Source organism: Abyssibacter profundi (assembly GCF_003151135.1).
Lineage (GTDB): Bacteria > Pseudomonadota > Gammaproteobacteria > Nevskiales > OUC007 > Abyssibacter > Abyssibacter profundi.
In genome coordinates this window covers 144554-168397 of the sequence record NZ_QEQK01000002.1, presented here as the reverse complement: position 1 = coordinate 168397, position 23844 = coordinate 144554, and the positions used below count along the sequence as shown (strand labels likewise).

Here is a 23844-nt window from a genome sequence, read left to right as displayed (position 1 = left end):
ATGGCGCTACCCCGAAGTACCGACCGGACCGTAGAGAAACACTGATCTATTCGCACCGCCAAGTTGCTGCCTGCAAACAGGCCAGGCAAGACGCGAGGAACGAAGTTTGGTCATTCCAAATGAGCGACGAGCACCCATTCGCCGGGAGCGAATTGAAACCGCCGAAGGCGGGCCCACCGGGGGAGGCGCATGGATGCGCCGACTAACGCAGTCTGGCCTGTTTGCAGGCGCAATCCTGACGGAACGGGCCGGTTTTCCCGCGATCCTGCGTTGCGAAGCGCGTCCATGCGCTTCGCCCTTCGGGCCGGCCTGCGGCCGTCCGAATGCGTTCCCGACGCATTCGTGTCGTTCACTAGCTTGGAATGACCAAGCGGCACTCACTCCGCCTGGGCTCGCGGAAAACCGGCTCCGTCTTGGTGGTGCGAATAGATCAGTGTTTCCCTAAGACTTTGGCAGCAGCCCCACCGGATTGACCGGCTTGCCATTGTGGCGAATCTCAAAATGCAGCAGCGGTTGTTTCGACGGGCCCAGCCCCATCTCCGCGAGCGTCTCACCCTTGGCGACCTGCTGGCCCTCCTTCACCCGTACGCGCCGGTTATGGCCATAGGCGGAGAGCTCGGCGTCGCTATGCTTGATGATGACCAGCAGGCCATAGCCCTTGAGTGCGCTACCGGCATACACCACCGTACCCGCGGCCGCTGCACGGATTGGTGTCCCGACCGCCCCGCCGATATCGATGCCCTTGGAGCGCTCGGAGTAACTCCGCAGGATGGGCCCACGCACCGGCCAGTCCCACTGACCACTGCCCAGCGCAGGCTTGGAGGCCCTGGGGGTCGGCGCCGGGCGGGGTCTGGGCGTTGGTGTGGTTGTCGCTGGCCGCGCAGGCGGAGTGGACGAGGGTCGCGGCTTGGGCGACCGGGCTACCGTCGAACCCGACGCCGGCGCAGGGCTTGAGCCGCTGGCGTAGAGCTTGAGCACCTGACCTGGCTTGATCAGGTAACTCCGCCCGATACCGTTCCACTGCGCCAGCTGCCGGTAATCCAGCTGATGCCGAAAAGCGATGGAATACAGGGTGTCACCGGAACGCACGGTGTAGGTCTTGCCGGCAAAACCGGACGCGGGCGCATCCCAACGCACAGCCGACGCGCAGCCGGCCAGCAGCAGCGTCAGGCCAAGCGCCAGTACAGCAAGCCAATTCCGATCAATACCAGGCACGCCCACCCAATTCCGTCGATGTACCGCAACAGCCGCTGCTCGAATGTCGGTCCGGCCGCCGCGACCACGCCTGCCACCAGCCCGAAGCGACCGAACCTGCCCACCGCGCAGGCGGCAATAAAGGGCAGTATCGGCATCGCCGCCGCACCGGCCGCGATGGTGAACACCTTAAAGGGTATCGGAGTAAACCCGGCCACGACCAGCGCCCAGAATCCGTAGCGTGCAAACCAGTCCTGTGCATGCAGATAGGCATCCCAGTAGCCGATGTCCTGCAACAGAGGAGTCAGACCCTCGATCAGGAAGTAGCCCAGGGGGTAGCCGATCAAGGCCCCGACGACAGAACCCAGCGTCGTCAGCAGCGCCAAACGCCACCACTGGGCGCGCTCGGCCATGACCATTGGAGCCAGCAATACGTCGACCGGGATCGGAAAGAAAATCGCCTCGGCCACGGCGGTTCCGAACAGCCAGCCGCGCGCATGGCGGTGGCGGGCCTTGATCATGGTCCAGTCGTACAAGCGTCGGAACATGCGGTTGAAGACTCCCTGTCGATGCGCGAAACGCGCGTGATGATGGCCCACGCGGGCCTAGTCGGATACCAGCGGTACAAAGCTCACCAGACCCAGTGATTCCTCGTGCCAGTCCGAGCCCTGACGGGTGACACGAATCAGCTCCTGGCGCCCGGATGGGCCCACCGGAATCACCAAAACCCCACCCGGGGCCAGTTGCTCACGCAAGGCCTCGGGTATCTGGCTGCCGCCTGCGGTCACGACAATGCGCTCGAAGGGCCCCAGCTGTGGCCAGCCCCAGGATCCGTCGGATTGCCGCAGACGGACATTGTGGTACCCCAGCTCGCGTAGCAGGCGGCCGGCGCGCTGATAAAGCGGCCGAATGCGCTCCACAGTGAGGACCTGATCCGTGATCTCGGCCAGCACCGCCGCCTGGTAGCCACTGCCCGTCCCGACCTCGAGGACCCGCTCGAACGGCCCGGCTTCTAGCAAGGCTTCCGTCATGCGGGCAACGATGAGAGGCTGCGAGATCGTCTGGCCGTGGCCAATCGGCAACGCGGTATCGCGGTAGGCCATATTGGCCAAGGCCTCATCGACAAATCGGTGGCGCTGGACCGCCCCAATCGCACGCAGCACGCGCTGGTCGACAATCCCCTCTTCCATCAGCCGATCGACCAAGCGCTTACGATTGCGCTCGGATGTCATCCCCAGCCCGCGCACATGCGGGTGTCGCAGACCAACCACCTGCGCTACCCGTGCAAGGTTGGAAGCCAGCGCCCAAGGGGCTCAATGGCTTCGTGGCGGGTCAGGTCCACCTGAATGGGCGTCACCGAGGCATATCCGCGCGAAATGGCATCGAAATCGGTGCCAGGGCCCGCATCCAGTTCCGGCCCGGTGGGGCCGATCCAGAAAATTTCGCGTCCCTTGGGATCACGGTCCGCAATCACTGGCTCCGCCTTGTGGCGATTGCCCAAACGGGTATTCACCACGCCTTCCAGCGCTTCAAAGGGCCGATCCGGGACATTCACGTTGAGAATCGTGCTGTCTGAAAACGGCACCTCGCGCAGCGTGTCGATCAATCGGACCACCACTTCTGCGGCAGCTGCATAGTGCTGCGGGTCCACGGCCGTGGTCGACACGGCAATGGAGGGAAACCCGAGAAAGCGCCCTTCCATGGCGGCGGCCACCGTGCCTGAATACAGCACGTCATCGCCCAGGTTGGCACCGGCATTAATGCCCGACACCACCATGTCGGGCGGCTCATCTAGCAGACCGGTGAGTGCCAGATGGACACAGTCGGTGGGCGTGCCATCAACACAGCGCGTGCCGTCGGCATGCTGGTGTACGCGCAGCGGCCGCAGCAGGGTCAGTGAGTTGCTGGCGCCACTGCGATTGCGGTCCGGGGCGACCACGGTGACACGCGCAAATTCGCGCAAGCGATTGGCGAGACAGATCAGGCCAGGTGCCTGACACCCGTCATCATTGGAAACGAGGATATGCATGGTGTTTGGTACAGGCCGTGCAGAGCGCCGGCCGAAGTCGTTATCTTACCGCACCATGAGCGCCGACCGGACAACACAGGACGACAAGGACATGCGCGCGCTGCTCGATGCGGCCTACGGCGACGTGCAGCCGCTGAATCGCACCGCGCGCGAGCGACCCGTCCAAGCCCCGCCGGATGACACACCACGCCAACGGGCGCTGGATGAGCAGGCCGTCCTGCGCGAATCGTTGGAAGGCGACCCGGAAGCTCATGAAGAATCGGCCGAGGGCCTGTTGTATCGGGCCTCGGGCCTGTCAGACAGCGATTTCCGCAAGCTTCGGCGGGGCGCATTCAGCATTCAAGACAGCATCGACCTGCACGGCTTCAACCGCGAGCAGGCCCGTCACGCCCTGCACGCGTTCCTGGCCCAGGCAATGAATCGGGGACATCGCTGCATCAAGGTGATCCACGGCAAGGGACTGCGATCCAGTGCAGCGGGGCCGGTGATCAAACCATCGGTCGCGCGCTGGCTGGCGCGTCGCAATGATGTGCTCGGCTATGCCTCGGCCAAACCGCAGGAAGGTGGCTCGGGCGCAACCATCGTGCTGCTCAGAAAAGCGAGATAGGTTGGAAACCGTCGGGCCAGCGCCCGACTCAGACCCAGCGACGCCCTGATGCTGCGCTAGCTGGCGGGTTGGAGTTCTAGTCGCAGCTGCTCGATGAGCTGGTGAAACCGTTCCGGTCCAGCCACCCGCGCGACTTGCAGGCCGCCCTGCAACGACGCACCCAGATGGACGGCCTTCGCTTCCGCCGGTCCGCTGAACTGAATACGTCCGGCTTCGCGGCCGCGTTCAAGCACACTGACCAACCAGTGAAGAATCTGCTCCATGGTCTGACGCGTCTCTTCGCGCATGCCATCGGGTATGGCCTGGAACTCGGCCCCCAGCATGCCGCTGAAGCAGATCTTTCGATCCTCGTCTAGAAAATCCAGGTAGAACTCGAAGTAGGCATTCAGCAACTGCCAAGGGTCGCTCTCGCGCTCCTCAAGTGCCTCGATCCACTCCGCCAGACGAAGCCGGAAGCGCGACACCAGTTCGATGCCCAGGTCTTCCTTCGCCGGAAAATGATAGTGGATGGCGGCATTGCGAATGCCCAACTGCACTGCAATATGGTGATAGGAGAATGCGTTATATCCGCGCCGCTGAAGTAATTCTTCAGCCGCATCCAAGATGGCCCCGCGGGTGTTGCGACCGCCTCGCTTGGTTCGAGCGCTGGTCTTTTCGGTCGTCGCCCGCGCGACTTCTGCCGCTTTTGTGCTCATCAGCGAAGTGTACGGCTTGGGTACGACACGGCGCAAACTTCAATCGGTTTCAATACATTCAGCGACAACTGACGTTGCAAAACTGCCAGGTGGCAGCTCGAAACAAAGCGTCAGGCTGTCTCTATCTTCTTGTTCCCACTGTAAATGCTGCGGGATGACACGTAAGGGCCGACGCAGCGCATCTACGCCACACACTCCGAGTTTTTCCAGCCACTTCGAAGCCGGCGCCAGCCAGGCCTGCTCGCGAGCCAGGGCCTCCCCCGCGGGGCCATCACCCGCTCGTCCGGGCATGGGTCCGCTGGGATGCAGGTCGCCGGCCTTGAGCCGGGCCAGCAATGTCTCGTCCACGGACTCCGCGAGAAAGCCACTGCGACTGCCGGAGAGGCAAACCCATTCCCCTGGTATCAACTGGTCCCAACTGCCATCGGTAATGCGCTGCTCCAGAACATGATTGAATAAGGCCGAGCGCGCGGCGGACAGGACGATTCCGGTCGGCCGATCCTGCGCCTCGAACCGCTCCAGATTGGAGCCACCCCACCCGAAGCGCTGAGGTCCGAAGCCGTTCGGCACCCCGCATGCGCGCATCTGATCCAGACGCTCGGCCACGGCTGTGGGATCCAGCGGCGTCTCCAGGCGCAGCACCAGCCGGAAACGATTCGCCGCATGGGCGCCCCTGCGCAACTTGCGGTCGTGACGATCCAGTTGCCGGATATGGATGCCCTGACCGGGATCCGACCAGGCCGCCGGATCCGGCAGGTCGCGCTTGATCGGCCACGGCAGGCTGAACCATTGGGTCGTCACCGCATGCCGGTCCTTCATCCCGCAATACCCGACATTCTTGGCTCGCACGCCCGCCTGCCGCGCCAAATGCCGGGCGACCGTATCGGTATTGGCATTCCGCTTACACACCTGAAGCATCAGGTGCTCTCCCTCCCCCGCGGGCGTGAAAGCCAGTTGCTCGTCGACCTGAAAATCTTCAGGCGTCACCCGCAGGCGGCCACGCCCTAGCGGGGCGCCCAGCGCGGGTGTCAGGCGCCAAACCGGGTCGGGCCCGATCAAAGCGGCATGACCACTGCAACCGCATGTGCGGCAATGCCTTCCTCTCGCCCCATGGGGCCCAGGCGCTCGGTCGTCGTGGCCTTGACGTTGACGGCACCGACTTCCACGCCCAGTCCATCAGCGATCCGTGCACGCATCGCCGGCACATGGGGCGCAATGCGCGGTGCCTGAGCAATCAGGGTGCTGTCACACTGGGCCGGGACATAGCCGACGCTCTCCAGGCGGGTGCGAACCAGCTGCAACATCCGATGCCCGGACAATCCGGCCCACTCGTCGCTGGTGTCCGGAAACAATCCACCGATGTCACCGAGGGCCACCGCGCCCAGCAGGGCGTCGCAAAGGGCATGGATCAGCACATCCCCATCGGAATGCGCGATTAACCCACGGGCATGCGCAATCCGCACGCCACCCAGCCAGACATGATCGCCGTCGCCGAAGCGATGAACGTCATATCCATGGCCCACCCGGATCACAGCCGGCCCTGCGCACGTAGTGAGGCTTCTGCCATCGGCAGGTCATCCAACCAGGTCACCTTGAGATTGTCGCCATGGCCTTGCACAAGCCTTGGCCGCCCACCCGCCAATTCAATGGCCGAGGCTTCGTCCGTAATGTGCATGCGATCTCCTTGCTCCAGCGCCTGGCGCAATAACCCAAGCCGGAATAACTGCGGGGTCTGCGCCTGCCAGATCGTACTGCGGTCCAGTGTCGACGAGGCGTGTCCCTCCTGCGACTGCTTGAGCGTATCTCGGGCCGGCACGGCCAACAGTCCTCCATCTGGACTGCGTCGGGCCTGTCGAACGAGTCGGTCCAGGTCGTCGGGTCGCAGGCAGGGTCTCGCTGCGTCATGCACGAGGACCCAGTCGTCGACATCCGCAGCGTCCAGCGCATTGAGGCCAGCGAGAACCGAATCGGCACGACTCGCACCACCAACGCAGGTCGACAACAAGGGATGACCGGCTACGCCAAGTGTCGCGAAATCCTGGTCGTCTGGCGCGAGCACGACGACCAATTGCTCCAGTTCGGGATAGTCGAGCAGCGGCTCCAGGGCGTGCTCGATGACCGCCCGCCCCCCGAGCTGCAGATACTGCTTGGGTAAACCGGCATCCATGCGAGCACCGCGGCCCGCAGCCGGAACGACAGCGTAAAGCATGCAAAGTCACCGGTTGGGGCGCGTCGGCCCTAGCGAGACACCAACAGGTAGAACGTTTCGTCCCGGCGGACCATGCCGAGGTCGGTCCTGGCTCGACCTTCCATGGCCGCCACGCCGGACTTCAGATCATCCACCTCGGCCTGCAAGGCCTCGTTGCGGGCACGCAGCCGGGCGTTGGTTTCTGTCATGTCTGCGATTTCGGCCTGCTGACGGCGGACATCGGGAATGCCACCGTCAGCAAACCACAGGCGGTACTGGAAATACCCCAGGATTAACAATCCAGCGATGAGTGCCGCCTTGCCCATGGCGAAAGTTTAGCCATGTTTGAACAGAAATGCGTTGTTTCCAGGATAAGTGGCACGTGCGCCCAACTCTTCTTCGATGCGCAGCAACTGGTTGTACTTGGCCATACGATCGGAACGCGACAGCGATCCGGTCTTGATCTGGGTGGCGCTGGTGGCCACCGACAAATCGGCAATGGTCGCGTCTTCGGTCTCGCCTGAGCGGTGTGAAACCACCGAGGCGTATCCGGCTGCCGTGGCCATATCGATCGCCTGCAGGGTTTCCGTCAGCGTCCCGATCTGGTTGACCTTGATCAAAATGGCATTGGCAATGCTGCGGTCGATGCCCTGCTTGAGGATCTGGGGGTTGGTCACGAACAAATCGTCCCCCACCAGCTGGACCCGTGAACCCAGCTTTTTGGTGAGCGCGTCCCAGCCATCCCAGTCATCTTCGGCCATGCCGTCTTCGATGGTGATGATTGGATAACGGCTCACCAGTTCATCGAGATAGCCCGCAAACTCATCCGACGAGAACTTGCGACCTTCGCCCGCCAGGTCGTAAACACCGTCCTTGTAGAACTCGCTGGATGCCACATCCAGACCGAGCAGGATGTCCTTGCCCAGGCTGTAGCCTGCCTTGTCAACGGCTTCTGCCAGCGCTTCCAGCGCCGCTTCGTTGGACGGCAGATTCGGCGCAAACCCACCTTCGTCACCAACGGCTGTGTTCATGCCGCGGCTGGACAAAACTTTCTTAAGCGCGTGGAAAATCTCGGCCCCGTAGCGAATCGCTTCGGAGATCGACGGCGCACCCACGGGCATCAACATGAATTCCTGAATATCGACATTGTTGTCCGCGTGCTCGCCGCCGTTGATGACATTCATCATCGGAACCGGCATGCCCGTGGCGTCCTCACCGCCCAGGTAGCGGTACAGCGGCTGGCCCTGTGACTGGGCCGCGGCATGAGCGTTCGCCATCGACACCGCAAGCAGCGCATTGGCGCCCAGACGCGACTTGTTGTCCGTGCCGTCGGCTTCGATCATGGCCTGGTCCAGACCTGCCTGATCCAGGGCATCCCGACCGACCAGCAACTTGGCCAGTTCCCCGTTGACGTTGCCGACGGCCTGGGTCACGCCCTTACCGAGATACCGGGACTTATCGCCATCCCGGAGTTCGACGGCTTCACGTGCGCCTGTCGAAGCGCCCGACGGGACGATGGCGCGACCCATGTGTCCGGAGGCCAGATGAACATCGGCCTCAACGGTGGGGTTGCCGCGCGAATCAATCACTTGGCGACCTACAATCTTCTTGATTTCAGTCATTTGCCTAATCTACTTCGTGTGAATTCTTAGAGTGGGTCGGGCGGCCGTCATGGCCCCGTCCGCTAGAGTTTGTTTTCGGCGTAGGGGCGCGACTTCACAGCACGATCGAGACTGATCAACGTCTCCAGCAATTCGCGCGTATGGGCCAGCGGCCAGGAATTGGGGCCATCACAAAGCGCCTCATCCGGCTTGGGATGGGTTTCCATGAACAGCCCGGCAACACCCGCGCCCACGGCAGCCCGGGCCAGCACGGGAATGAACTCGCGCTGCCCCCCCGAAGCCGAACCCTGCCCGCCGGGCAGCTGGACCGAATGCGTGCAGTCGAAGACCACTGGGCAACCCGTTTCGCGCATGGCGGCCAGACCGCGCATATCGGACACCAGGTTGTTATAGCCAAACGAGAAACCACGTTCACAGAGCATGATCTGCTCATTGCCGGTGGTCTTGGCCTTCGCAACCACGTTGCCCATTTCCCAGGGCGACATGAACTGCCCTTTCTTCAGGTTGATCGGCTTGCCTGCCGCAGCCACGCGCTGAATGAAGTTGGTCTGCCGACAGAGAAACGCAGGTGTCTGGATGACGTCCACGACACTGGCGACTTCCTCGATGGGCGTGTCCTCATGCACATCGGTCACGACCGGCACACCGATTTGCGACTGGATTTCGGCCAACATGCGCAGGCCTTCTTCCATGCCCGGCCCGCGGTAGCTGGTGTGTGAGGAGCGATTCGCCTTATCAAACGAACCCTTGAAGACGTACAGAAATCCCAGTTCCTCGGACAAGCTCTTGAGATGACCGGCCACCTCCAGGCACATCTCCAAGGATTCCAGCGTGTCGGGACCGGCCAGCAGAAACAACGGCTGATCGGCGCCGACTTCGACGTTACAAAGCTTCATGCAGACACCTGGCCGCGACGTGCGCGGGCTGCTTCGATGAACCCGATGAACAGGGGGTGCCCATCCCGGGGCGTGGAACAGAACTCGGGATGGAACTGGCAGGCGAGGAACCAGGGGTGGTCCGGCAATTCGACGATCTCGACCAGATCATCGAAGTCGGCGACGCCCGAGACACAAAGCCCGGCCCCTTCGATCGCCTCGCGATAATGGTTGTTGAACTCGTAACGATGCCGATGGCGCTCGGCAATCGTCTCGCTTTGATACAGCTTGTGCGCCAGCGTGCCCGGACGCAGGGTTGCGCTCTGGGCACCTAGCCGCATGGTTCCGCCCATGTCGGAGTCTTCACTGCGCTGTTCCTTGGTCCCGCCTTCGCGGTGCCATTCGGTCACCAGGCCGATGACCGGATGCTCGGCGTGGCGATGGAACTCGGTGCTGTTGGCGCCCTCTAGCCCAACCACGTTGCGCGCGTACTCGATCACCGCGACCTGCATGCCCAGGCAAATGCCCAGATACGGCACTTGGTTCTCACGGGCATAGCGCACGGCCTCAATCTTGCCCTCGGTGCCACGCTCGCCAAACCCGCCCGGCACAAGAATCGCGTCGAACCCCTCGAGCAACCGGGTGCCCTCGGTTTCCAGGCGCTCGGAATCAACATAGTGGATGCGCACGCGGGTGCGCGTGTGCAATCCGGCGTGATCCAGGGACTCGTTCAGAGACTTGTAGGCATCGGCCAGATCGACGTACTTGCCGACCATGGCGACCTGCACTTCCAGATCCTGCTCTTCCTTCATACGCACGACCCGCTCCCATTCGGAGAGGTCGGCCGGCTTCACGTCCAGGGCAAAGCGACGCACGATCAGTTCGTCCAAGCCCTGCTCGTGCAAGCCGAATGGAATCTTCATGATGTTGTCGACGTCGATCGCCGAGATCACCGCCCGCTCATGGACATTGGTGAACAGAGCAATCTTGCGGCGCTCGGTCTCCGGCATGGGCCGCTCACTGCGGCAGACCAGCACGTCAGGCTGAATGCCGATGGAGCGCAGTTCCTTGACGGAATGCTGGGTCGGCTTGGTCTTCACCTCGCCGCTGGACGCGATGTACGGCACCAGGGTCAGGTGCATAAAGCAAGCCCGATGCGGCCCCAGCTCCACGCCCATCTGGCGAATCGCCTCGAGAAACGGCAGCGATTCGATATCACCGACCGTGCCGCCGATTTCCACCATGCAGATGTCGGCCCCCTGGGCCCCCTGCCGGACGAGGTTCTTGATCTCGTCGGTGATGTGCGGAATGACCTGCACGGTGCCGCCCAGGAAATCACCGCGGCGCTCCTTGCGGATCACGTTGTTGTAAATCTGGCCGGTCGTGAAGTTCGACAGACGGGAGGTCTTGCTATGCGTGAACCGCTCGTAGTGTCCGAGATCCAGATCGGTCTCGGCACCATCGTCGGTCACATAGACCTCGCCGTGCTGGAAGGGGCTCATCGTGCCCGCATCGACGTTGAGGTAAGGGTCGAGCTTGATCATGCGAACAGACAGCCCGCGCGATTCGAGAATCGATGCGAGTGACGCCGCAGCCATGCCCTTACCGAGAGAAGACACCACCCCACCTGTCACAAAGACAAAGCAGGTCATTGGCTCCTTGGGCATGGGGATTACGCGTGGTCAGGGAAGCGCGGATGGTAGCCGATCACCCACGGGCGAACAATCCGATCAGACGCCTGGGATACCGGCAATCGCATGAATCCATTGAAGTTTCTCCGGCGCGACCTCCCTGTCCACAACCCACGGCCCGAGGCTGCAAATCCGCCCTTCGCGCAGGACCACCGGCAATCGGCAGCGCAGCCAGGGCGCAACGCCCTGCTCCTGGCACCAACGGGACAGGCGCTTGGCCGGTCGGCCGGGCATGCGAATCATGTCCTCGTGTTGGGCAAAGCGCACTATCCACTGGCCACGACCGGTGGTCTCTAGGCGACCCTGATCGGCCGGGAGTATGAGCGGCTGCTCCCCCGACCACTGCACCGCCCACTGCGGCGGCAGCGCTGGCAGGCTGCGGAGCAGATACAACGTATCGCGATACCGCCGGGCCTCGACACCCGTCCAGGTCACCAGATGTTCGGCGTCGGGCCGCTGCGATCGCAGCATGGCGATTAACTGCGCCATCACCGCCTGGCCCGGGACTGGGTGTCCTGCCTCGCTKATCAGCCTCCTGAGCACCCGCGACAGCTGGGCATCATCCAGTCGGGACAAGGCGCTGGCCGACCAGCCATCCCCATCGGCCAGCACGGGGAGCCAGGACCGGTCGGTGTCAGCCAACGCATGGGCGGCCGCGCCTGCGTGCCTCGCAGACTCCGCCAGCTTGCGATCGCAGGCGGGCCAGCGCTGACGCAGCGATGGCAGCACCCGATGTCGAATCCAGTTGCGGTCCAGCGACAGGTCGGCATTGGAGGGGTCCTCGATCCAGCCGATATCGCGGGCTTCCAACCACCGTTGTAGCGCGGCACGTGGGTAACCGAGCAAAGGCCGATAAAGCCAGCCCGAGCCAAAGCGGCGGGTCTGAGGCATCCCGGCCAGACCGTCGATGCCGGCGCCACGTGCCAGATTCAGCAGCAGGGTTTCGGCCTGATCATCCTGGTGATGCGCCAAGAGCACGGATTCCCCTGGCTGCATGGTGGCTTCCAGTGCCCGGTGGCGTGCCTGCCGTGCGGCGGCCTCCAACCCCAGGCCCGCCGAGCAATCCACCGACACACGGCGGATTTCGCAGTCCACCCCGAGCATTTGCGCCTGACGCTGACAATGCCCGGCCCAGGCCTCGCTGTCGGCGTGCAGCCCATGATCGACATGCACCGCGCGCACCCGGCATGCGGGCTGCTGCCGTGCGGCAAGACAAGCCAGATGCAGCAACGCGGTGGAATCCAATCCGCCGGAGTAGGCGATCAGCCAGTGGGGCGACGGGGCCCCGTCGATAATCGACTCAGCCTGGATCCTTGAACTGGCCATAGCCCATCAGCCGCTTATAGCGCGCTTCCAGCAATTCGTTGATCGGCTTTTGACCCAACAAATTCAACACGTTGCGCAGGTGATCTCGAACCACGTTCATGAGCTCATCCGGGGCCCGATGCGCCCCACCCAGGGGCTCGCGGATCACCGCATCGATGAGTTTGAGTTCCAGCAGGCGCTCGGCCGTCACGCCCATGGCTTCGGCCGCATCCTTGGCACGGTCGGCGCTCTTCCACAGGATCGAGGCGCAGCCCTCGGGGCTGATCACCGAATAGATGCTGTGCTGCAACATGGCCAGATGGTCGCCGACGCCGATTGCCAGGGCGCCGCCGGACCCACCCTCACCGATGACCAGCGACACCACCGGCACGCGCAGCCGCGACAACACCAGCAAATTTCTGGCGATGGCCTCGCTTTGGTTACGCTCCTCCGCACCGATGCCGGGGTAGGCCCCTGGCGTATCGATGAGCGTAATCACCGGCAACTTGAACCGCTCGGCCATCTCCAACAGGCGCAAGGCCTTGCGATACCCCTCCGGCCTCGGCATCCCAAAGTTGCGATGCAGCTTTTCTTTGGTATCGCGGCCCTTCTGGTGGCCGATCACCATCACCGGGCGCCCTTCGAATCGAGCGATCCCCGACACAATCGCCGGATCGTCGGAACAGCTGCGGTCGCCGTGGAGTTCTTCGAACTCGGTGAACAGCGCCTCGATGTAATCAAGCGTATACGGCCGCTGCGGATGTCGCGCCAGCTGGGCCACCTGCCAAGCGGTCAGATTGGAGAAGATTTGCTTGGTCAGCGTCTGGCTTTTGGTTTCGAGCCGGCCAATCTCCTCCGTGAGATTCACCGATGAGCCATCGGCGACATTCCGCAGCTCTTCAATTTTTTGCGCCAGCTCCGCGATGGGTTGTTCGAAATCTAGGTATTTGAGATTCATGCGCCCCGTCTACCGCGAGGAAATCGATGGGATGCTCATGCACCCACTAGAGTCCGGCCACCCTCTGCGGGGCACTACCGGTGCGTATTGGCCGTTTGACACCGACAGTATTCCTAGCCGGTCGCGACCGTTGGTTGACGATACCGGACCTCGACTGCGTTTTCACCGCAAAGCGCTGTCAGATCACGCAGTAACTGGTGTGAGACGGCCACCTGCCAGTCATCAGCCAGTGACAACTCTGCCCGCGCCCGGCCGTTGATGTACTGCACCCGGATTCGCGCGCCCTCTTCCACGCGACTGGCCGCCAGGCATTGCTCCAGCGCATCGATCTGCTCCACTGGGCTGGTCGTCCAGGTCAGCCGCAGCCCCCGCCCCCAACGACGTAGTGCCTCGTCCAGGTCCAGCAGCTCCTTGGGGTTCATCCGGAAATCCTCGCTGTAGCTGTCAAAACTCAGCGTGCCAAAGGCCAGCAACAGCCGGTCCTCGTGCAGCAGGTGTCGGAACTGTTCGGCCTTCTCCGAGAACAGCGTGCACTCCAGCTGACCGGTGCCGTCATCGAGCCTGACGATGGCCCGGCCGGCTCGCTGCATGACATCGACCACCAGCCCGGCAATCAGCTTGGGCTCGCCACCGCGCCGCCGTGCATTGGGGTCCGCCTTTTCCTTGGCCTGGGCGATGCTGCCCGAGGTCAGGCCCTGTAACAGCCCCTGATAGGCCTCAATCGGGTGGCCGGTGAGGTAAAGCCCCAGCGTTTGTTTTTCGCCCTGCAGCCGCTCAGCATCATCCCAGTCACGCAAGACCGGCATGTCGATGGCCGGGGCGCTGGACAATTCGGAGGGTCCCCCGCCGCCAAACAGGTCGTTTTGGCCGGCTGCCATGGCGGCGTGGTGCTGGTCGGCCGCAGCCAGTGCATGTGGCAGCGCCGCCAGCAGACTGGGACGATTCTCACCCAGGCTGTCCAGCGCACCGGCACGGATCAACGCTTCCAGCGTGCGGCGATTGGCCCGCTTGCTATCGATACGCAGGCAGAAGTCCACCAGATCGTGAAAGCGCCCGCCGGCTTCTCGCGCTTCCAGAATGCCTTCGATGGCACCCTGCCCCACGCCCTTGACCGCACCCAGGCCGTAGCGCACGGAGGCACCGTCTTCGCTGGCGGTGAATTCATAGGCCGAGTCGTTGACGTCTGGCGGAAAGACCTCTAGCCCCAGCCGTCGACACTCACCGATCAGGGGCACGACCTTTTCGGTGTGATCCATGTCGGCGGTGAGCACGGCGCACATGAAGGCCGCTGGGTAATGCGCCTTCAGGTAGGCCGTCTGGTAGGCCAGCAAGGCATAGGCCACCGAATGCGACTTGTTGAAGCCGTACTTCGCAAACTCGGCGATCAAATCAAAGATTCGGCCCGCCAGGTCCTCGTCCACACCCTTCTCGACAGCACCGGCCACGAAGATCGGGCGATGCTCGCCCATTTTCTTCATGTCCTTTTTGCCCATCGCACGGCGCAGCTGGTCGGCGGCGCCCAGGCTGTAGCCGGCCAGCTCGCGCGCCACGCCCATGACCTGTTCCTGATAGACAATCACGCCGTAGGTGTCCTTGAGCGCGTTCTCCATCAACGGGTGCATGTACCGCACCTGGGCCGGATCGTTCTTGCGGGCGACATAGTCCGCAGCCATGCCGGTTTCCAGCGGCCCGGGACGGAACAGGGCCACCAGGGCCACGATGTCCTCGAAACGGTCGGGCTTGAGCTCCTTCATCAGGCGGCGCATGCCGGTGGATTCCAACTGGAACACCGCCGCCGTGTCGGCAGCGCGTAACAGCTCGAATGTCTTGCCGTCATCGAGGGGCAAGGTATCCAGGTCGATCTGCGTGCCCATGCTCGCGACAACCTTCACCGCCCGGTCGAGAATCGTAAGCGTGCGCAGGCCGAGGAAATCGAACTTCACCAGGCCGGCGGCCTCGACATCCTTCCAGTCGAACTGCGTCACCGCTCCGCCGCCGCCCGGCTCGGTGAATAACGGGGTGAAGTCGTCGATCCGGCTGGGGGCAATGACCACACCGCCGGCGTGCTTGCCGACGTTGCGCGCCAGGCCCTCCAGCTGGAGGGCCGTGTCCAGCAGGTAACGGACCTCCTCTTCTTCCTCGCGGCGGGCCTTGAGCTCCTCGGATTCCTCCAGTGCCTTGGACAGCGTCATGTCGACCGCGGCCGGCACCAGCTTGGCAATTCCGTCCACGAATCCGTAGGGATGCCCCAGCACGCGGCCCACATCCCGGACCACAGCCTTGGCTGCCATGCGACCAAAGGTGATGATCTGCGACACCTTTTCACGGCCGTAGCGCTCGGCGACGTATTCGATGACCCGATCCCGGCCATCCATACAAAAGTCAATATCGAAGTCCGGCATGGACACGCGTTCGGGGTTGAGGAAACGCTCGAACAGCAGGTCGTAGGGAATCGGGTCGACGTTGGTGATCTCCAGCACATAGGCCACCAGCGAGCCCGCACCGGAACCACGTCCTGGCCCCACCGGCACGTCGTTGCGCTTGGCCCAGCGAATGAAGTCCGCAACGATCAGAAAATAGCCGGGGAACCCCATTTTGATGATGACGTTAAGCTCATGCTCCAAACGTTCGTCATATACCTGACGATCCGGCGTGCCACCGTCGTCAATAATGGCCTGCAGACGCTGCTCCAGGCCCTGCTCTGCTTCGGCGCGTAAGAAGCTTTCGACCGTGTGCTCCTCGGGCACGGGGAAATCCGGCAGGTACGACGTGCCCAGTGACAGGGTCACATTGCAGCGCCGGGCGATCTCCACGGCGTTGTCGCAGGCCTCGGGCAAGTCTGAGAACAGGCTGCGCATGTCCTCGGCAGACTTGAGCCACTGCTCGGGCGTGACATCCTTGGTGCGACGCGGATCGTTAATCGTGCGGCCCTGGCGAATGCACAGCCGCACCTCATGAATCGGATGATCCTCGGGGTCGATGAAGCGCACGGCGTTGCCGGCCACCACACCCAGATCCAGCATGCCCGCCAAATCAATCAGGTTGTCGTTAATGGCGTACTCATCCGGGGCACCGATGCGCTCGATCTCCAGGAACAACCGTTCACCGAAGACATCACGCAATTGCGTGGCGGCCTGCAAGGCCAGCTCACCATGCCCGGCTGCAATCTCACGGCTGATCAAACCGCGATGACCGCCGGACAGGGCAATCAGTCCATCGGCGTGGTCAGCCAGCCAATCCGGGTGAATAACCGGCGAGCCACGCTCCTGCCCATCTACATAGCCGCGTGAAATCAGCTGCATGAGATTGCGGTAGCCGTCGTTGCTGGCGCAGAGCAGCCGCAGGGCGTTATCGGTTTCGGAGACCGGATCATGCACCACCAGATCGCAACCCAGGATCGGCTTCACGCCCTCGGACTCGGCGGCGGAAACAAACTTCACGGCGGCAAACAGGTTCATGTGGTCGGTCATGGCGACAGCGGGCATGCCCCGCGCTGCCGCTGCCTTGACCAGCGACTTGACCCGAACAACGCTGTCCACGAGCGAATACTCGGTGTGGACACTGAGATGCACAAAACCTGGGGAATCAGACACGGATGACCAGCGTGTGTCGGCGAACGATGCGGCCATCATAGTCCGTCGCCACGCCGCGCCAAGCCGTCGCCCGTGAATGCCCATCAACTGGGCCTCGCGCCCACTGCCTGGCACCCCGGTTTGCGCAAATCGCGTGGGACAGCCAACATCTTGGCGACTGTTTTCCCGACGACCCTTCATGCGCCGACTACTCATTGCCTTCGGCATGCTACTGCTTGCCCCGCTCACCTCCGCCAACTCTGTCTGGGACGATTCCACCCTCAACAAGATTCTTCAGCGTGGTGAACTGCGCATCGGCATCGAGACCGGCTACATGCCCTTCGAGATGCGCGACAAAAACGGCGACATCATTGGCTTTGATGTGGATATCGCCCGGCACATGGCACGGGCCATGGGCGTGGAATTGAAGCTGATCAATACCGCCTGGGACGGGATTATCCCGGCCCTGCTCACCGACAAGTTCGACCTGGTCATGGGCGGCATGACCATCACCCCCGAGCGCAACCTCAAGGTCAACTTCTGTGACCCGTACATGGTCATCGGCCAGACCGTGTTGCTGCGCAAGGGCCTCGCGGACACGGTGACGTCCTACCGTGACCTCAACAACAAGCAGTACACCATCGTGAGCAAGCTGGGGACCACTGGTGAAATTGCCGCGCGGCGGTATCTGTCGCGGGCGACGATCCTGACCTTCGAATCCGAATCCGAGGCGGCGCTAGAGGTGCGCAACGGCCGCGCCGACGCCTTTGTCTTCGATTTTCCCTACAACGCCATCTTCATTGCCGAAAATCCGGAGGGCTTGGTGCATCTGGACCAGCCCTTCACCCACGAGCCCCTGGGCTGGGCCGTGCGCAAGGGTGATCCCGACTTTCTCAACTGGCTGAACAACTACCTGGCCCAGATTCGCGGCGATGGCACCTACGACGCGCTATACAAGCGTTGGTTTGAATCCGATCGCTGGATGAAAGACGTCAACCGATGAAGTCGCCCTGGATGTGGCACGGCGTCTACGGCTTGGTGATGCTGGCGCTGGTCGGGGCCATCTACGGCGCCAGCCAGACCGTGGACTACACCTGGCGCTGGGATCGTGTACCGGACTACATCCTCGCCTACGAGGACGCCGACATCCGCTCGACCATCACCGGTGTGGTGGAAATCACCGATGGCCGTGTCGAAGTCATCGGCACCCAGGACGCCGCCGCCATCGAGCGTTACAACGACCTGGACAGCTTGCTGGTCGAAGATGGGGACTACATCTTCGATGGCGATGTGGTCGGCACCCGCAGCGGCTGGCGCATCGGGCCCCTGGCCTGGGGGCTGGTCACCACATTGCAACTGTCGATACTTGCGCTGCTGTTTGCCCTGCCCATCGGCCTGCTCGCCGGGCTGGGCCGCGTGTCGACCAATCCGGCGGCCCGCAACCTGGCCGCTACCTATGTCGAACTCATCCGCGGCACGCCGCTGCTGGTGCAAATCTTTATCTTCTACTTTTTCATTGGCACCGTGCTCAGCCTGTCTCGCATGACGGCGGGCGTGGCCGCACTGGCCATCTTCACCGGAGCGTACATCGCTGAGATTGTCCGGGCGGGCATTGAATCCATCCCCAAGGGCCAGATGGAAGCCGCGCGCAGTCTGGGCATGAGCTATCCGCAGGCCATGCGCCACGTCATCCTGCCCCAGGCGCTGCGCCGCACCCTGCCGCCCATGGCCGGCCAGCTGATCAACCTCATCAAGGACTCGTCGCTGGTCTCCGTCATCGCGATCACCGATCTCACCAAGGCCGGACGCGAAGTCGTGAACTCTACATTCAGCCCCTTTGAAGTCTGGTTTACCGTCGCCGCGATGTACCTGGCGTTGACCGCCGGACTCTCCCTGCTGATCCGTCGACTGGAATTGAAGCTGGCGAGGGCTGACGGATGAGCACCGCCATCGAGATCCGCCAGGTATCCAAGCAGTTCGAGAACGGCGTGCGGGCGCTGGATAACGTCTCCCTGACCGTCGCCGCCGGCGAGGTGGTCTGCGTGGTCGGTCCCAGCGGCTCGGGCAAATCCACACTGCTACGCACCGTCAACCGGCTCGAAACCGTCACCAGTGGCGATGTGTTGCTGGACGGCGAGTCCATCCACCAGGCCGGCAAACGCCTCAATGCCCTGCGTCAGCAGGCGGGCATGGTCTTCCAGCAATTCAATCTATTTCCGCACCTGAGCGTGCTCGACAACATCATGCTGGCCCCGCTCCGCGTCCAGGGTCGCGAGGCTGACGAAGTCCGCCAGCAGGCCCTGGCCCTGCTGGAGCGCGTCGGCCTGGGCCATCGCGGTGCGAGCTACCCGGCCCAGCTCTCCGGCGGCCAGCAGCAACGGGTGGCCATCGCCCGCGCACTGGCCATGCAGCCCAAGGTGATGCTGTTCGACGAACCCACCTCCGCGCTGGACCCGGAGATGGTCGGTGGAGTACTCGACGTCATGCAAGACCTCGCCCGCGATGGCATGACCATGATTGTCGTCACCCATGAAATGGGCTTTGCGCGAGCCGTGGCCGACCGAGTGGTGTTCATGGAAGCTGGTCGCATCGACCACATCGACCAGCCCAGCGGCTTTTTCGAGCCAGCAGCCGGCAGTCGGCTCGACGCATTTCTGAGCGAAGTCCTGCGCTAGCGCCGCAGCTTGCCTACAATACCGCCCGCCACAGGCGAGGCCGTGTCCCGGTAGCTCAGTTGGATAGAGCAAGCGCCTCCTAAGCGCTAGGTCGCAGGTTCGACTCCTGCTCGGGACACCATTTATTCCTGGCGCAGTCCGGTCACATTGCAGCCGCAGGGCGTGTAGGGAGGCGCCGATTTGTTCGCAGCACACAGGATGCTGCTCGACTCGCGGCGCGAGAACGGGCAGCGGGCGATTGGACTGCCCTGCCTGCTGATCTGCGATGAGGCGCCCCGCGCGTGCCGAGGCAACCTCGACTGGCCAGCGCGTGCTAAGCATTCGCGGACAGGCCGCACGCCCCCCCTCGGAACGGCTGAATACGCCACTTGCGCGGCTTCGCGTGCAAGCGATTTCGGAAGCGCCACGCGAGCCTGGGCCTGAAACGACCGGAAAAAGAAAAGGCGCTGACCGAGTTCACGGTAAGCGCCTGATCTTTAAAGCTTTGAGTTGGCTCCCCCGGACGGGCTCGAACCGCCGACCTAGTGATTAACAGTCACCCGCTCTACCAACTGAGCTACAGGGGAACATCGCATTTGCGAGGGCGCGCATTGTACTCAGAGCACCCGGCTGTGGCAACGCCTGATTCCGCCCGTCGTGACGGCCGCTGTGAACTTTGTGTCAAGCGGTGATTTCGGTATGCTCCCGCGGGTGGCACAGCTTGTGGATGCTGACTGCCGATACCAAGAGTCTCTAGGGGAACAATCCAATGAAAAGCTTGAAAGCGCTACTCGCGCTGGCCGCGTTCGGCGTGGCGTCATCTGCTATGGCGCAGAACTCCGATGGTCGACCGTACATCTATGCGGGGGGCGTGGCGGTTTCGCCCGACGACCGTGACGGGCAAGCCGACGAAAGCTTCGGCGCCATGTTCGGCTATGGCGTGCCACTGGTGAACCATGATCTGCCGTTTGTAGGCACCAATCTGGATCTCGAATTCTCGGGTTTCTACAACTCGCTCAAGACCAACACCGCCGATGACCGCGACTTCCAGCGTGGCCTGCTCGTCAACGGTATTTATCGTCTGAGCCGCCAGAACATGCAGGACCTGTTCGGCTTCACGCCTTACCTGCTGGCCGGTGTCGGCTATGTAGGCGAGGAAGTGGCGAACAACAGCGAGAACTACGTCTCTGCCGAGCTGGGCGCCGGTGTCCGCAGCTTCCTGAATGACCACGGCACCGCAGTTCGTGGTGATCTGCGCGTTCAGCAGGTGTTCGACGCGGACTTTGTTGATGTGCGTCTGAACATCGGCCTAGAAGTGCCGCTGAGCTCCAAGGGCGTCGGCGATGCTGACGGCGACGGCGTGAACGACACGCTGGACCGTTGCCCCAACACGCCGGCCGGCGTTGCGGTCACGCTGGAAGGCTGCGAGGCCGACGATGACTTCGACGGTGTCGTGAACTCCATCGACCAGTGCCCCCGCACCCCGAACGGCGTGCCGGTGGACGCAACCGGCTGTAGCGCCGATGCCGACCTTGATGGTGTGCTGGATGCCTACGACGAGTGTCCCGACAGCGCCCCGGGCGCCCAGGTGAACGCCCGCGGTTGTGAAGGCGTGCAGGATGCCGACGAAGACGGCGTGGCCGACTCCATGGACCGCTGCCCCGGCACCGGCGCAGGGATCGTGGTCGACACCGAAGGCTGCGCCATCAAGCAGACCTTTGCGCTGGAAGGTGTGAAGTTCGAGTTCAACTCGGCCAAGCTCACCGCCAACGCCAAGATCGTGCTGCAGGATGTGATCGACACCCTATCGGGCCAGCCGTCGATGCAGGCACAGGTTGCCGGTCACACGGATAGCAAGGGCCTGGCTGCCTACAACGAGCGCCTGTCAGAAGAGCGCGCAATGTCGGTCAAGCAGTTCCTGGTCGACAACGGCATCGATGCCGATCGTCTGACGGTCGTGGGCTACGGCGAGTCCAAGCCCATTGCCAGCAACGACACGGAGGAAGGCCGCGAAGCCAACCGCCGCGTCGAGTTCAGCGTGATCAGCGAGTAAGCGCTGACCGCCTGACAGAAAGGCCCGGCCTAGAGCCGGGCCTTTTTTATGCCTGGCACCTGCCCTGCTTCGCGAACCGGCCGTCGGTCCGGGCACGCGATTCCGGCTAGAATCTACGCCATGCAATCCATTCAGCAATCTCATCAGCAGGCGCTGGAGACCTTGGCCGATGCCACTGGCACCATGCGCCAGCAAACCACCGATCTGGCCAGCATTAACAGTGGCAGCTTTAACGCAGAGGGCGTGAATACAGTTGCCGATGCATTGGCTGAGTTGTTCAGCCCCATCGCCGACAGCATCGAACGCGTCGCTGTCGCACCGCTGCATCAACTGGCCGACGACGGCGCCTTCATCGACCGCCCGATGGGCGATGCACTGGTCATTCGCAAGCGCCCGCAGGCTGCACGACGCGTGCTGCTGGCCGGGCATCTGGACACCGTCTTTCCCGCCGACTCCAGCTTCCAGTCTGTGCGCGTTGAAGCCGACCGTCTGCATGGTCCGGGCGTGGCCGACCTCAAGGGCGGACTCGTTGTCATGCGCCATGCGCTGGAAGCATTCGAGCAGACACCGGATGCCGACGCCCTGGGATGGACGGTGGTGCTCAACCCCGATGAGGAGATCGGCTCCATGGGCTCTGCAGATCTGCTGGACCGCGAGGCCCGGGCCCATGATGTCGGGATGATCTACGAGCCATCGCTGCCCAGCGGCAATCTGGTCGCCGCGCGCAAAGGCAGTGGCAATTTCCAGATTCTGGTCCGGGGACGGGCGGCCCACGCCGGCCGCGAGCATCACCTGGGGCGCAACGCGATCCGCGCCCTGGCGGACGCCACGGTCGCCATCGATGATCTCAACGGTCAGCGACCGGGCGTCACCGTGAACGTCGGCCAGGTGGTGGGCGGCGGGCCAGTGAATATCGTCCCCGACTTGGCGATTCTGAGGCTCAACGTGCGTTTGCAGCAGCCGGACGACCAGGCATGGGTGCATGAACAGTTAACGGCCATCGTTGAGGACGTCGACGGCCGCGATGGCATCGAAGCGAGTCTGCATGGGCGGTTCACCCGCCCGCCCAAGGTGAGGACCCCTGCCCTGGAGTCGTTGATTGGCGAGATCAGCACCTGCCGCGATCTGCTGGGGATGGACTTTGCCTGGGAGGACACCGGTGGCTGCTGCGATGGCAACAATCTGGCGGCTGCCGGCCTGCCCAATATCGACAACCTCGGTGTGGTCGGCGCCCATATTCACAGTCATCAGGAATTCATGCACATACCCAGCTTTGTGCCGCGCGCACAGCTCTCCGCCCTGCTGCTCATGCGGCTGGCCAGCGGCGATGCAGCATGGCCGGAACGGGGACAGACACCATGATGGTCCTCCGCGCCATGCGCAACGACACCCACGACTTTGATGCGCTTTGCAAGATTGCGGAGCTCTCCGGCCCAGGGTTCACATCACTGACGACCGATCGCGACCTGCTCCAGCACAAGATCAGCCGCTCGGAAGAAGCGTTTACCCTGGCGCTGGACTCTCCGCTGGACGAGCTTTACCTGTTTTCGCTGGAAGACAGCGACAGCGGTGCCGTCGGCGGCKGCTGTGGCCTGGAATCGGCCGTGGGCATGCGTGAGCCCTTCTACAACTACCGGGTCGGCACGGTAGTTCATGCCTCGCGTGAGCTGGGCGTTTATCGCAAGACTCCGACGCTTTACCTCTCGAATGACTACACCGGCTGCAGCGAGCTTTGCACGCTGTTCCTCAACCCCGATTTTCGCGGGGGCGGAAATGGCACCCTGCTCTCCAAGTCTCGGTTCCTGTTTATGGCCGAACACCGTGAGCGCTTTAACGAACGCGTAATTGCAGAAATGCGCGGCTGGTCGGATGAGCAGGGCCACTCTCCGTTCTGGGAAGCTTTGGGTCGTAAGTTCTTTGATATGGAGTACGCCCGCGCTGACCACCTGACCGCCGTGAGCACCAAGGCATTCATCGCCGAGCTGATGCCCCGGTATCCGGTTTACACCACCCTGCTGCCGGAAGAGGCGCAGCGGGTCATCGGCATGGTGCACCCGAATACCGAACCGGCACTGCGCATGCTCAAGGCCGAGGGGTTCCGCTATCAGGGTTATGTCGATATTTTCGACGGTGGCGCAGCTGTCGACGTCTTGTTTGAAGACATCAAGGCGATTAAACGCAGCCGTGTGGCCGAGTGCCACACGGCAACCGTGAGCGACGGCGTGCGTGTGTTGGTCTGCAATCGCGAACTCTCAGAGTTTCGCTGCACACTCACCACCGCGACACTGGCGGATCAGGGTGAGCGGATCACCATCGCACCTGAAGCCGCCAAAGCCCTGCATGTCAGCGCCGGCGCCAGCCTGCGCTACCTACCGCTGGCCTGAAGCCTGGCGGTATCACC

General features: G+C 63.0%; 22 protein-coding genes and 2 tRNA genes. 8 read left to right on the top strand and 16 right to left on the bottom strand.

Translation table 11 applies throughout. The annotated features are described in order from the left end of the window. Positions 1 to 441: 441 nt before the first annotated feature. From DEH80_RS02520 to surE, 4 genes are read right to left on the bottom strand one after another with little or no spacing between them, the layout of a single operon-like run. On the bottom strand, positions 442 to 1215 hold the full coding sequence (locus DEH80_RS02520; protein ID WP_207774418.1) for a peptidoglycan DD-metalloendopeptidase family protein: 774 nt from the start codon (positions 1213 to 1215) through the stop codon (positions 442 to 444). Continuing rightward, positions 1167 to 1742, bottom strand: a complete 576-nt coding sequence (locus DEH80_RS02515; RefSeq protein WP_109718890.1) for a YqaA family protein — start codon at positions 1740 to 1742, stop codon at positions 1167 to 1169. The genes DEH80_RS02520 and DEH80_RS02515 overlap by 49 nt, the downstream gene beginning before the upstream one ends. A gap of 57 nt (positions 1743 to 1799) precedes the next feature. Continuing rightward, positions 1800 to 2426, bottom strand: coding sequence for a protein-L-isoaspartate(D-aspartate) O-methyltransferase (locus tag DEH80_RS02510; RefSeq protein ID WP_109719023.1), 627 nt, complete (start codon positions 2424 to 2426; stop codon positions 1800 to 1802). 44 nt (positions 2427 to 2470) lie between these two features. Then, positions 2471 to 3223: a 5'/3'-nucleotidase SurE gene (gene surE / locus DEH80_RS02505; protein ID WP_109718889.1), complete on the bottom strand. Its 753-nt coding sequence runs from the start codon at positions 3221 to 3223 to the stop codon at positions 2471 to 2473. Between surE and DEH80_RS02500 the strand changes: the two genes are divergently transcribed. Continuing rightward, entirely contained in the window at positions 3222 to 3830 is a 609-nt protein-coding gene (locus tag DEH80_RS02500) for a Smr/MutS family protein (protein WP_109718888.1), read from the top strand. The two genes, surE and DEH80_RS02500, sit on opposite strands and share 2 nt — an antisense overlap. A gap of 56 nt (positions 3831 to 3886) precedes the next feature. Here DEH80_RS02500 and DEH80_RS02495 read toward each other — a convergent pair whose 3' ends face one another. The 11 genes from DEH80_RS02495 to dnaE all read right to left on the bottom strand — a co-directional run bounded on the left by DEH80_RS02495 (position 3887) and on the right by dnaE (position 16757). After that, positions 3887 to 4525: a TetR/AcrR family transcriptional regulator gene (locus tag DEH80_RS02495; RefSeq protein WP_109718887.1), complete on the bottom strand. Its 639-nt coding sequence runs from the start codon at positions 4523 to 4525 to the stop codon at positions 3887 to 3889. A 39-nt stretch (positions 4526 to 4564) separates the two neighbouring features. Beyond that, positions 4565 to 5584: a tRNA pseudouridine(13) synthase TruD gene (truD, locus tag DEH80_RS02490; protein WP_109718886.1), complete on the bottom strand. Its 1020-nt coding sequence runs from the start codon at positions 5582 to 5584 to the stop codon at positions 4565 to 4567. Next, entirely contained in the window at positions 5581 to 6054 is a 474-nt protein-coding gene (gene ispF / locus DEH80_RS02485; RefSeq protein WP_109719022.1) for a 2-C-methyl-D-erythritol 2,4-cyclodiphosphate synthase, read from the bottom strand. The genes truD and ispF overlap by 4 nt, the downstream gene beginning before the upstream one ends. Then, positions 6054 to 6734 (bottom strand): 2-C-methyl-D-erythritol 4-phosphate cytidylyltransferase, encoded by a 681-nt coding sequence (gene ispD, locus DEH80_RS02480; RefSeq protein ID WP_109718885.1) that lies wholly within the window; start codon positions 6732 to 6734, stop codon positions 6054 to 6056. The genes ispF and ispD overlap by 1 nt, the downstream gene beginning before the upstream one ends. 29 nt (positions 6735 to 6763) lie before the next feature. Continuing rightward, a complete protein-coding gene (locus DEH80_RS02475) occupies positions 6764 to 7039 on the bottom strand; it encodes a septum formation initiator family protein (RefSeq protein WP_109718884.1) in 276 nt (91 codons plus the stop codon). Between the two features lie 9 nt (positions 7040 to 7048). Further along, positions 7049 to 8335: a phosphopyruvate hydratase gene (eno, locus tag DEH80_RS02470; RefSeq protein ID WP_109718883.1), complete on the bottom strand. Its 1287-nt coding sequence runs from the start codon at positions 8333 to 8335 to the stop codon at positions 7049 to 7051. A 62-nt stretch (positions 8336 to 8397) separates the two neighbouring features. Then, the gene (gene kdsA, locus DEH80_RS02465) at positions 8398 to 9231 is read right to left on the bottom strand and encodes a 3-deoxy-8-phosphooctulonate synthase (protein ID WP_109718882.1); all 834 of its coding nucleotides are present in this window, start codon (positions 9229 to 9231) and stop codon (positions 8398 to 8400) included. Then, positions 9228 to 10862, bottom strand: a complete 1635-nt coding sequence (gene pyrG / locus DEH80_RS02460) for a CTP synthase (protein ID WP_109718881.1) — start codon at positions 10860 to 10862, stop codon at positions 9228 to 9230. The genes kdsA and pyrG overlap by 4 nt, the downstream gene beginning before the upstream one ends. Before the next feature lie 78 nt (positions 10863 to 10940). Continuing rightward, positions 10941 to 12227 carry a tRNA lysidine(34) synthetase TilS gene (tilS, locus tag DEH80_RS02455; protein ID WP_109718880.1) on the bottom strand — a complete coding sequence of 429 codons (1287 nt, stop codon included), beginning with the start codon at positions 12225 to 12227 and terminating at the stop codon, positions 10941 to 10943. Next, entirely contained in the window at positions 12202 to 13164 is a 963-nt protein-coding gene (locus DEH80_RS02450) for an acetyl-CoA carboxylase carboxyltransferase subunit alpha (RefSeq protein WP_109718879.1), read from the bottom strand. Before DEH80_RS02450 ends, tilS begins: the two co-directional genes overlap by 26 nt. Positions 13165 to 13277: 113 nt before the next feature. Continuing rightward, positions 13278 to 16757 carry a DNA polymerase III subunit alpha gene (dnaE, locus tag DEH80_RS02445; protein ID WP_243412732.1) on the bottom strand — a complete coding sequence of 1160 codons (3480 nt, stop codon included), beginning with the start codon at positions 16755 to 16757 and terminating at the stop codon, positions 13278 to 13280. Between the two features lie 178 nt (positions 16758 to 16935). Here dnaE and DEH80_RS02440 point away from each other — a divergent pair, with 178 nt between their 5' ends. The 4 genes from DEH80_RS02440 to DEH80_RS02425 all read left to right on the top strand — a co-directional run bounded on the left by DEH80_RS02440 (position 16936) and on the right by DEH80_RS02425 (position 19532). Then, the gene (locus tag DEH80_RS02440; RefSeq protein ID WP_109718878.1) at positions 16936 to 17739 is read left to right on the top strand and encodes a transporter substrate-binding domain-containing protein; all 804 of its coding nucleotides are present in this window, start codon (positions 16936 to 16938) and stop codon (positions 17737 to 17739) included. After that, positions 17736 to 18677, top strand: a complete 942-nt coding sequence (locus tag DEH80_RS02435) for an amino acid ABC transporter permease (RefSeq protein WP_109718877.1) — start codon at positions 17736 to 17738, stop codon at positions 18675 to 18677. Before DEH80_RS02440 ends, DEH80_RS02435 begins: the two co-directional genes overlap by 4 nt. After that, complete coding sequence (locus DEH80_RS02430) at positions 18674 to 19411, top strand: amino acid ABC transporter ATP-binding protein (RefSeq protein WP_109718876.1); 738 nt, start codon at positions 18674 to 18676, stop codon at positions 19409 to 19411. Before DEH80_RS02435 ends, DEH80_RS02430 begins: the two co-directional genes overlap by 4 nt. 44 nt (positions 19412 to 19455) lie before the next feature. Beyond that, positions 19456 to 19532: transfer RNA gene (locus tag DEH80_RS02425), tRNA-Arg, on the top strand. A 369-nt stretch (positions 19533 to 19901) separates the two neighbouring features. On the opposite strand, the gene DEH80_RS02420 is transcribed toward DEH80_RS02425, so the two are convergent. Further along, positions 19902 to 19977 (bottom strand) — tRNA-Asn (locus DEH80_RS02420). A gap of 182 nt (positions 19978 to 20159) precedes the next feature. Between DEH80_RS02420 and DEH80_RS02415 the strand changes: the two genes are divergently transcribed. The 3 genes from DEH80_RS02415 (at position 20160) to astA (ending at position 23827) form a co-directional block, all read left to right on the top strand. Further along, positions 20160 to 21443, top strand: coding sequence for an OmpA family protein (locus tag DEH80_RS02415; protein WP_109718875.1), 1284 nt, complete (start codon positions 20160 to 20162; stop codon positions 21441 to 21443). 120 nt (positions 21444 to 21563) lie between these two features. Next, positions 21564 to 22805 (top strand): hydrolase, encoded by a 1242-nt coding sequence (locus DEH80_RS02410; protein WP_165831251.1) that lies wholly within the window; start codon positions 21564 to 21566, stop codon positions 22803 to 22805. Continuing rightward, complete coding sequence (gene astA / locus DEH80_RS02405; RefSeq protein WP_109718873.1) at positions 22802 to 23827, top strand: arginine N-succinyltransferase; 1026 nt, start codon at positions 22802 to 22804, stop codon at positions 23825 to 23827. Before DEH80_RS02410 ends, astA begins: the two co-directional genes overlap by 4 nt. Positions 23828 to 23844: the final 17 nt, after the last annotated feature.

What these genes read in the sequence shown, in the direction of transcription:
- DEH80_RS02510 (WP_109719023.1), bottom strand. Translation starts at nt 2,426, where the DNA reads ATGACATCCGAGCGCAATCGTAAGCGCTTGGTCGATCGGCTGATGGAA.
- surE (WP_109718889.1), bottom strand. Translation starts at nt 3,223, where the DNA reads ATGCATATCCTCGTTTCCAATGATGACGGGTGTCAGGCACCTGGCCTG.
- DEH80_RS02475 (WP_109718884.1), bottom strand. Translation starts at nt 7,039, where the DNA reads ATGGGCAAGGCGGCACTCATCGCTGGATTGTTAATCCTGGGGTATTTC.
- DEH80_RS02495 (WP_109718887.1), bottom strand. Translation starts at nt 4,525, where the DNA reads ATGAGCACAAAAGCGGCAGAAGTCGCGCGGGCGACGACCGAAAAGACC.
- DEH80_RS02415 (WP_109718875.1), top strand. Translation starts at nt 20,160, where the DNA reads ATGAAAAGCTTGAAAGCGCTACTCGCGCTGGCCGCGTTCGGCGTGGCG.
- DEH80_RS02500 (WP_109718888.1), top strand. Translation starts at nt 3,222, where the DNA reads ATGGTGTTTGGTACAGGCCGTGCAGAGCGCCGGCCGAAGTCGTTATCT.
- DEH80_RS02410 (WP_165831251.1), top strand. Translation starts at nt 21,564, where the DNA reads ATGCAATCCATTCAGCAATCTCATCAGCAGGCGCTGGAGACCTTGGCC.
- eno (WP_109718883.1), bottom strand. Translation starts at nt 8,335, where the DNA reads ATGACTGAAATCAAGAAGATTGTAGGTCGCCAAGTGATTGATTCGCGC.
- ispD (WP_109718885.1), bottom strand. Translation starts at nt 6,734, where the DNA reads ATGCTTTACGCTGTCGTTCCGGCTGCGGGCCGCGGTGCTCGCATGGAT.
- DEH80_RS02430 (WP_109718876.1), top strand. Translation starts at nt 18,674, where the DNA reads ATGAGCACCGCCATCGAGATCCGCCAGGTATCCAAGCAGTTCGAGAAC.
- kdsA (WP_109718882.1), bottom strand. Translation starts at nt 9,231, where the DNA reads ATGAAGCTTTGTAACGTCGAAGTCGGCGCCGATCAGCCGTTGTTTCTG.
- DEH80_RS02515 (WP_109718890.1), bottom strand. Translation starts at nt 1,742, where the DNA reads ATGTTCCGACGCTTGTACGACTGGACCATGATCAAGGCCCGCCACCGC.
- DEH80_RS02450 (WP_109718879.1), bottom strand. Translation starts at nt 13,164, where the DNA reads ATGAATCTCAAATACCTAGATTTCGAACAACCCATCGCGGAGCTGGCG.
- DEH80_RS02435 (WP_109718877.1), top strand. Translation starts at nt 17,736, where the DNA reads ATGAAGTCGCCCTGGATGTGGCACGGCGTCTACGGCTTGGTGATGCTG.
- DEH80_RS02440 (WP_109718878.1), top strand. Translation starts at nt 16,936, where the DNA reads ATGCGCCGACTACTCATTGCCTTCGGCATGCTACTGCTTGCCCCGCTC.
- pyrG (WP_109718881.1), bottom strand. Translation starts at nt 10,862, where the DNA reads ATGACCTGCTTTGTCTTTGTGACAGGTGGGGTGGTGTCTTCTCTCGGT.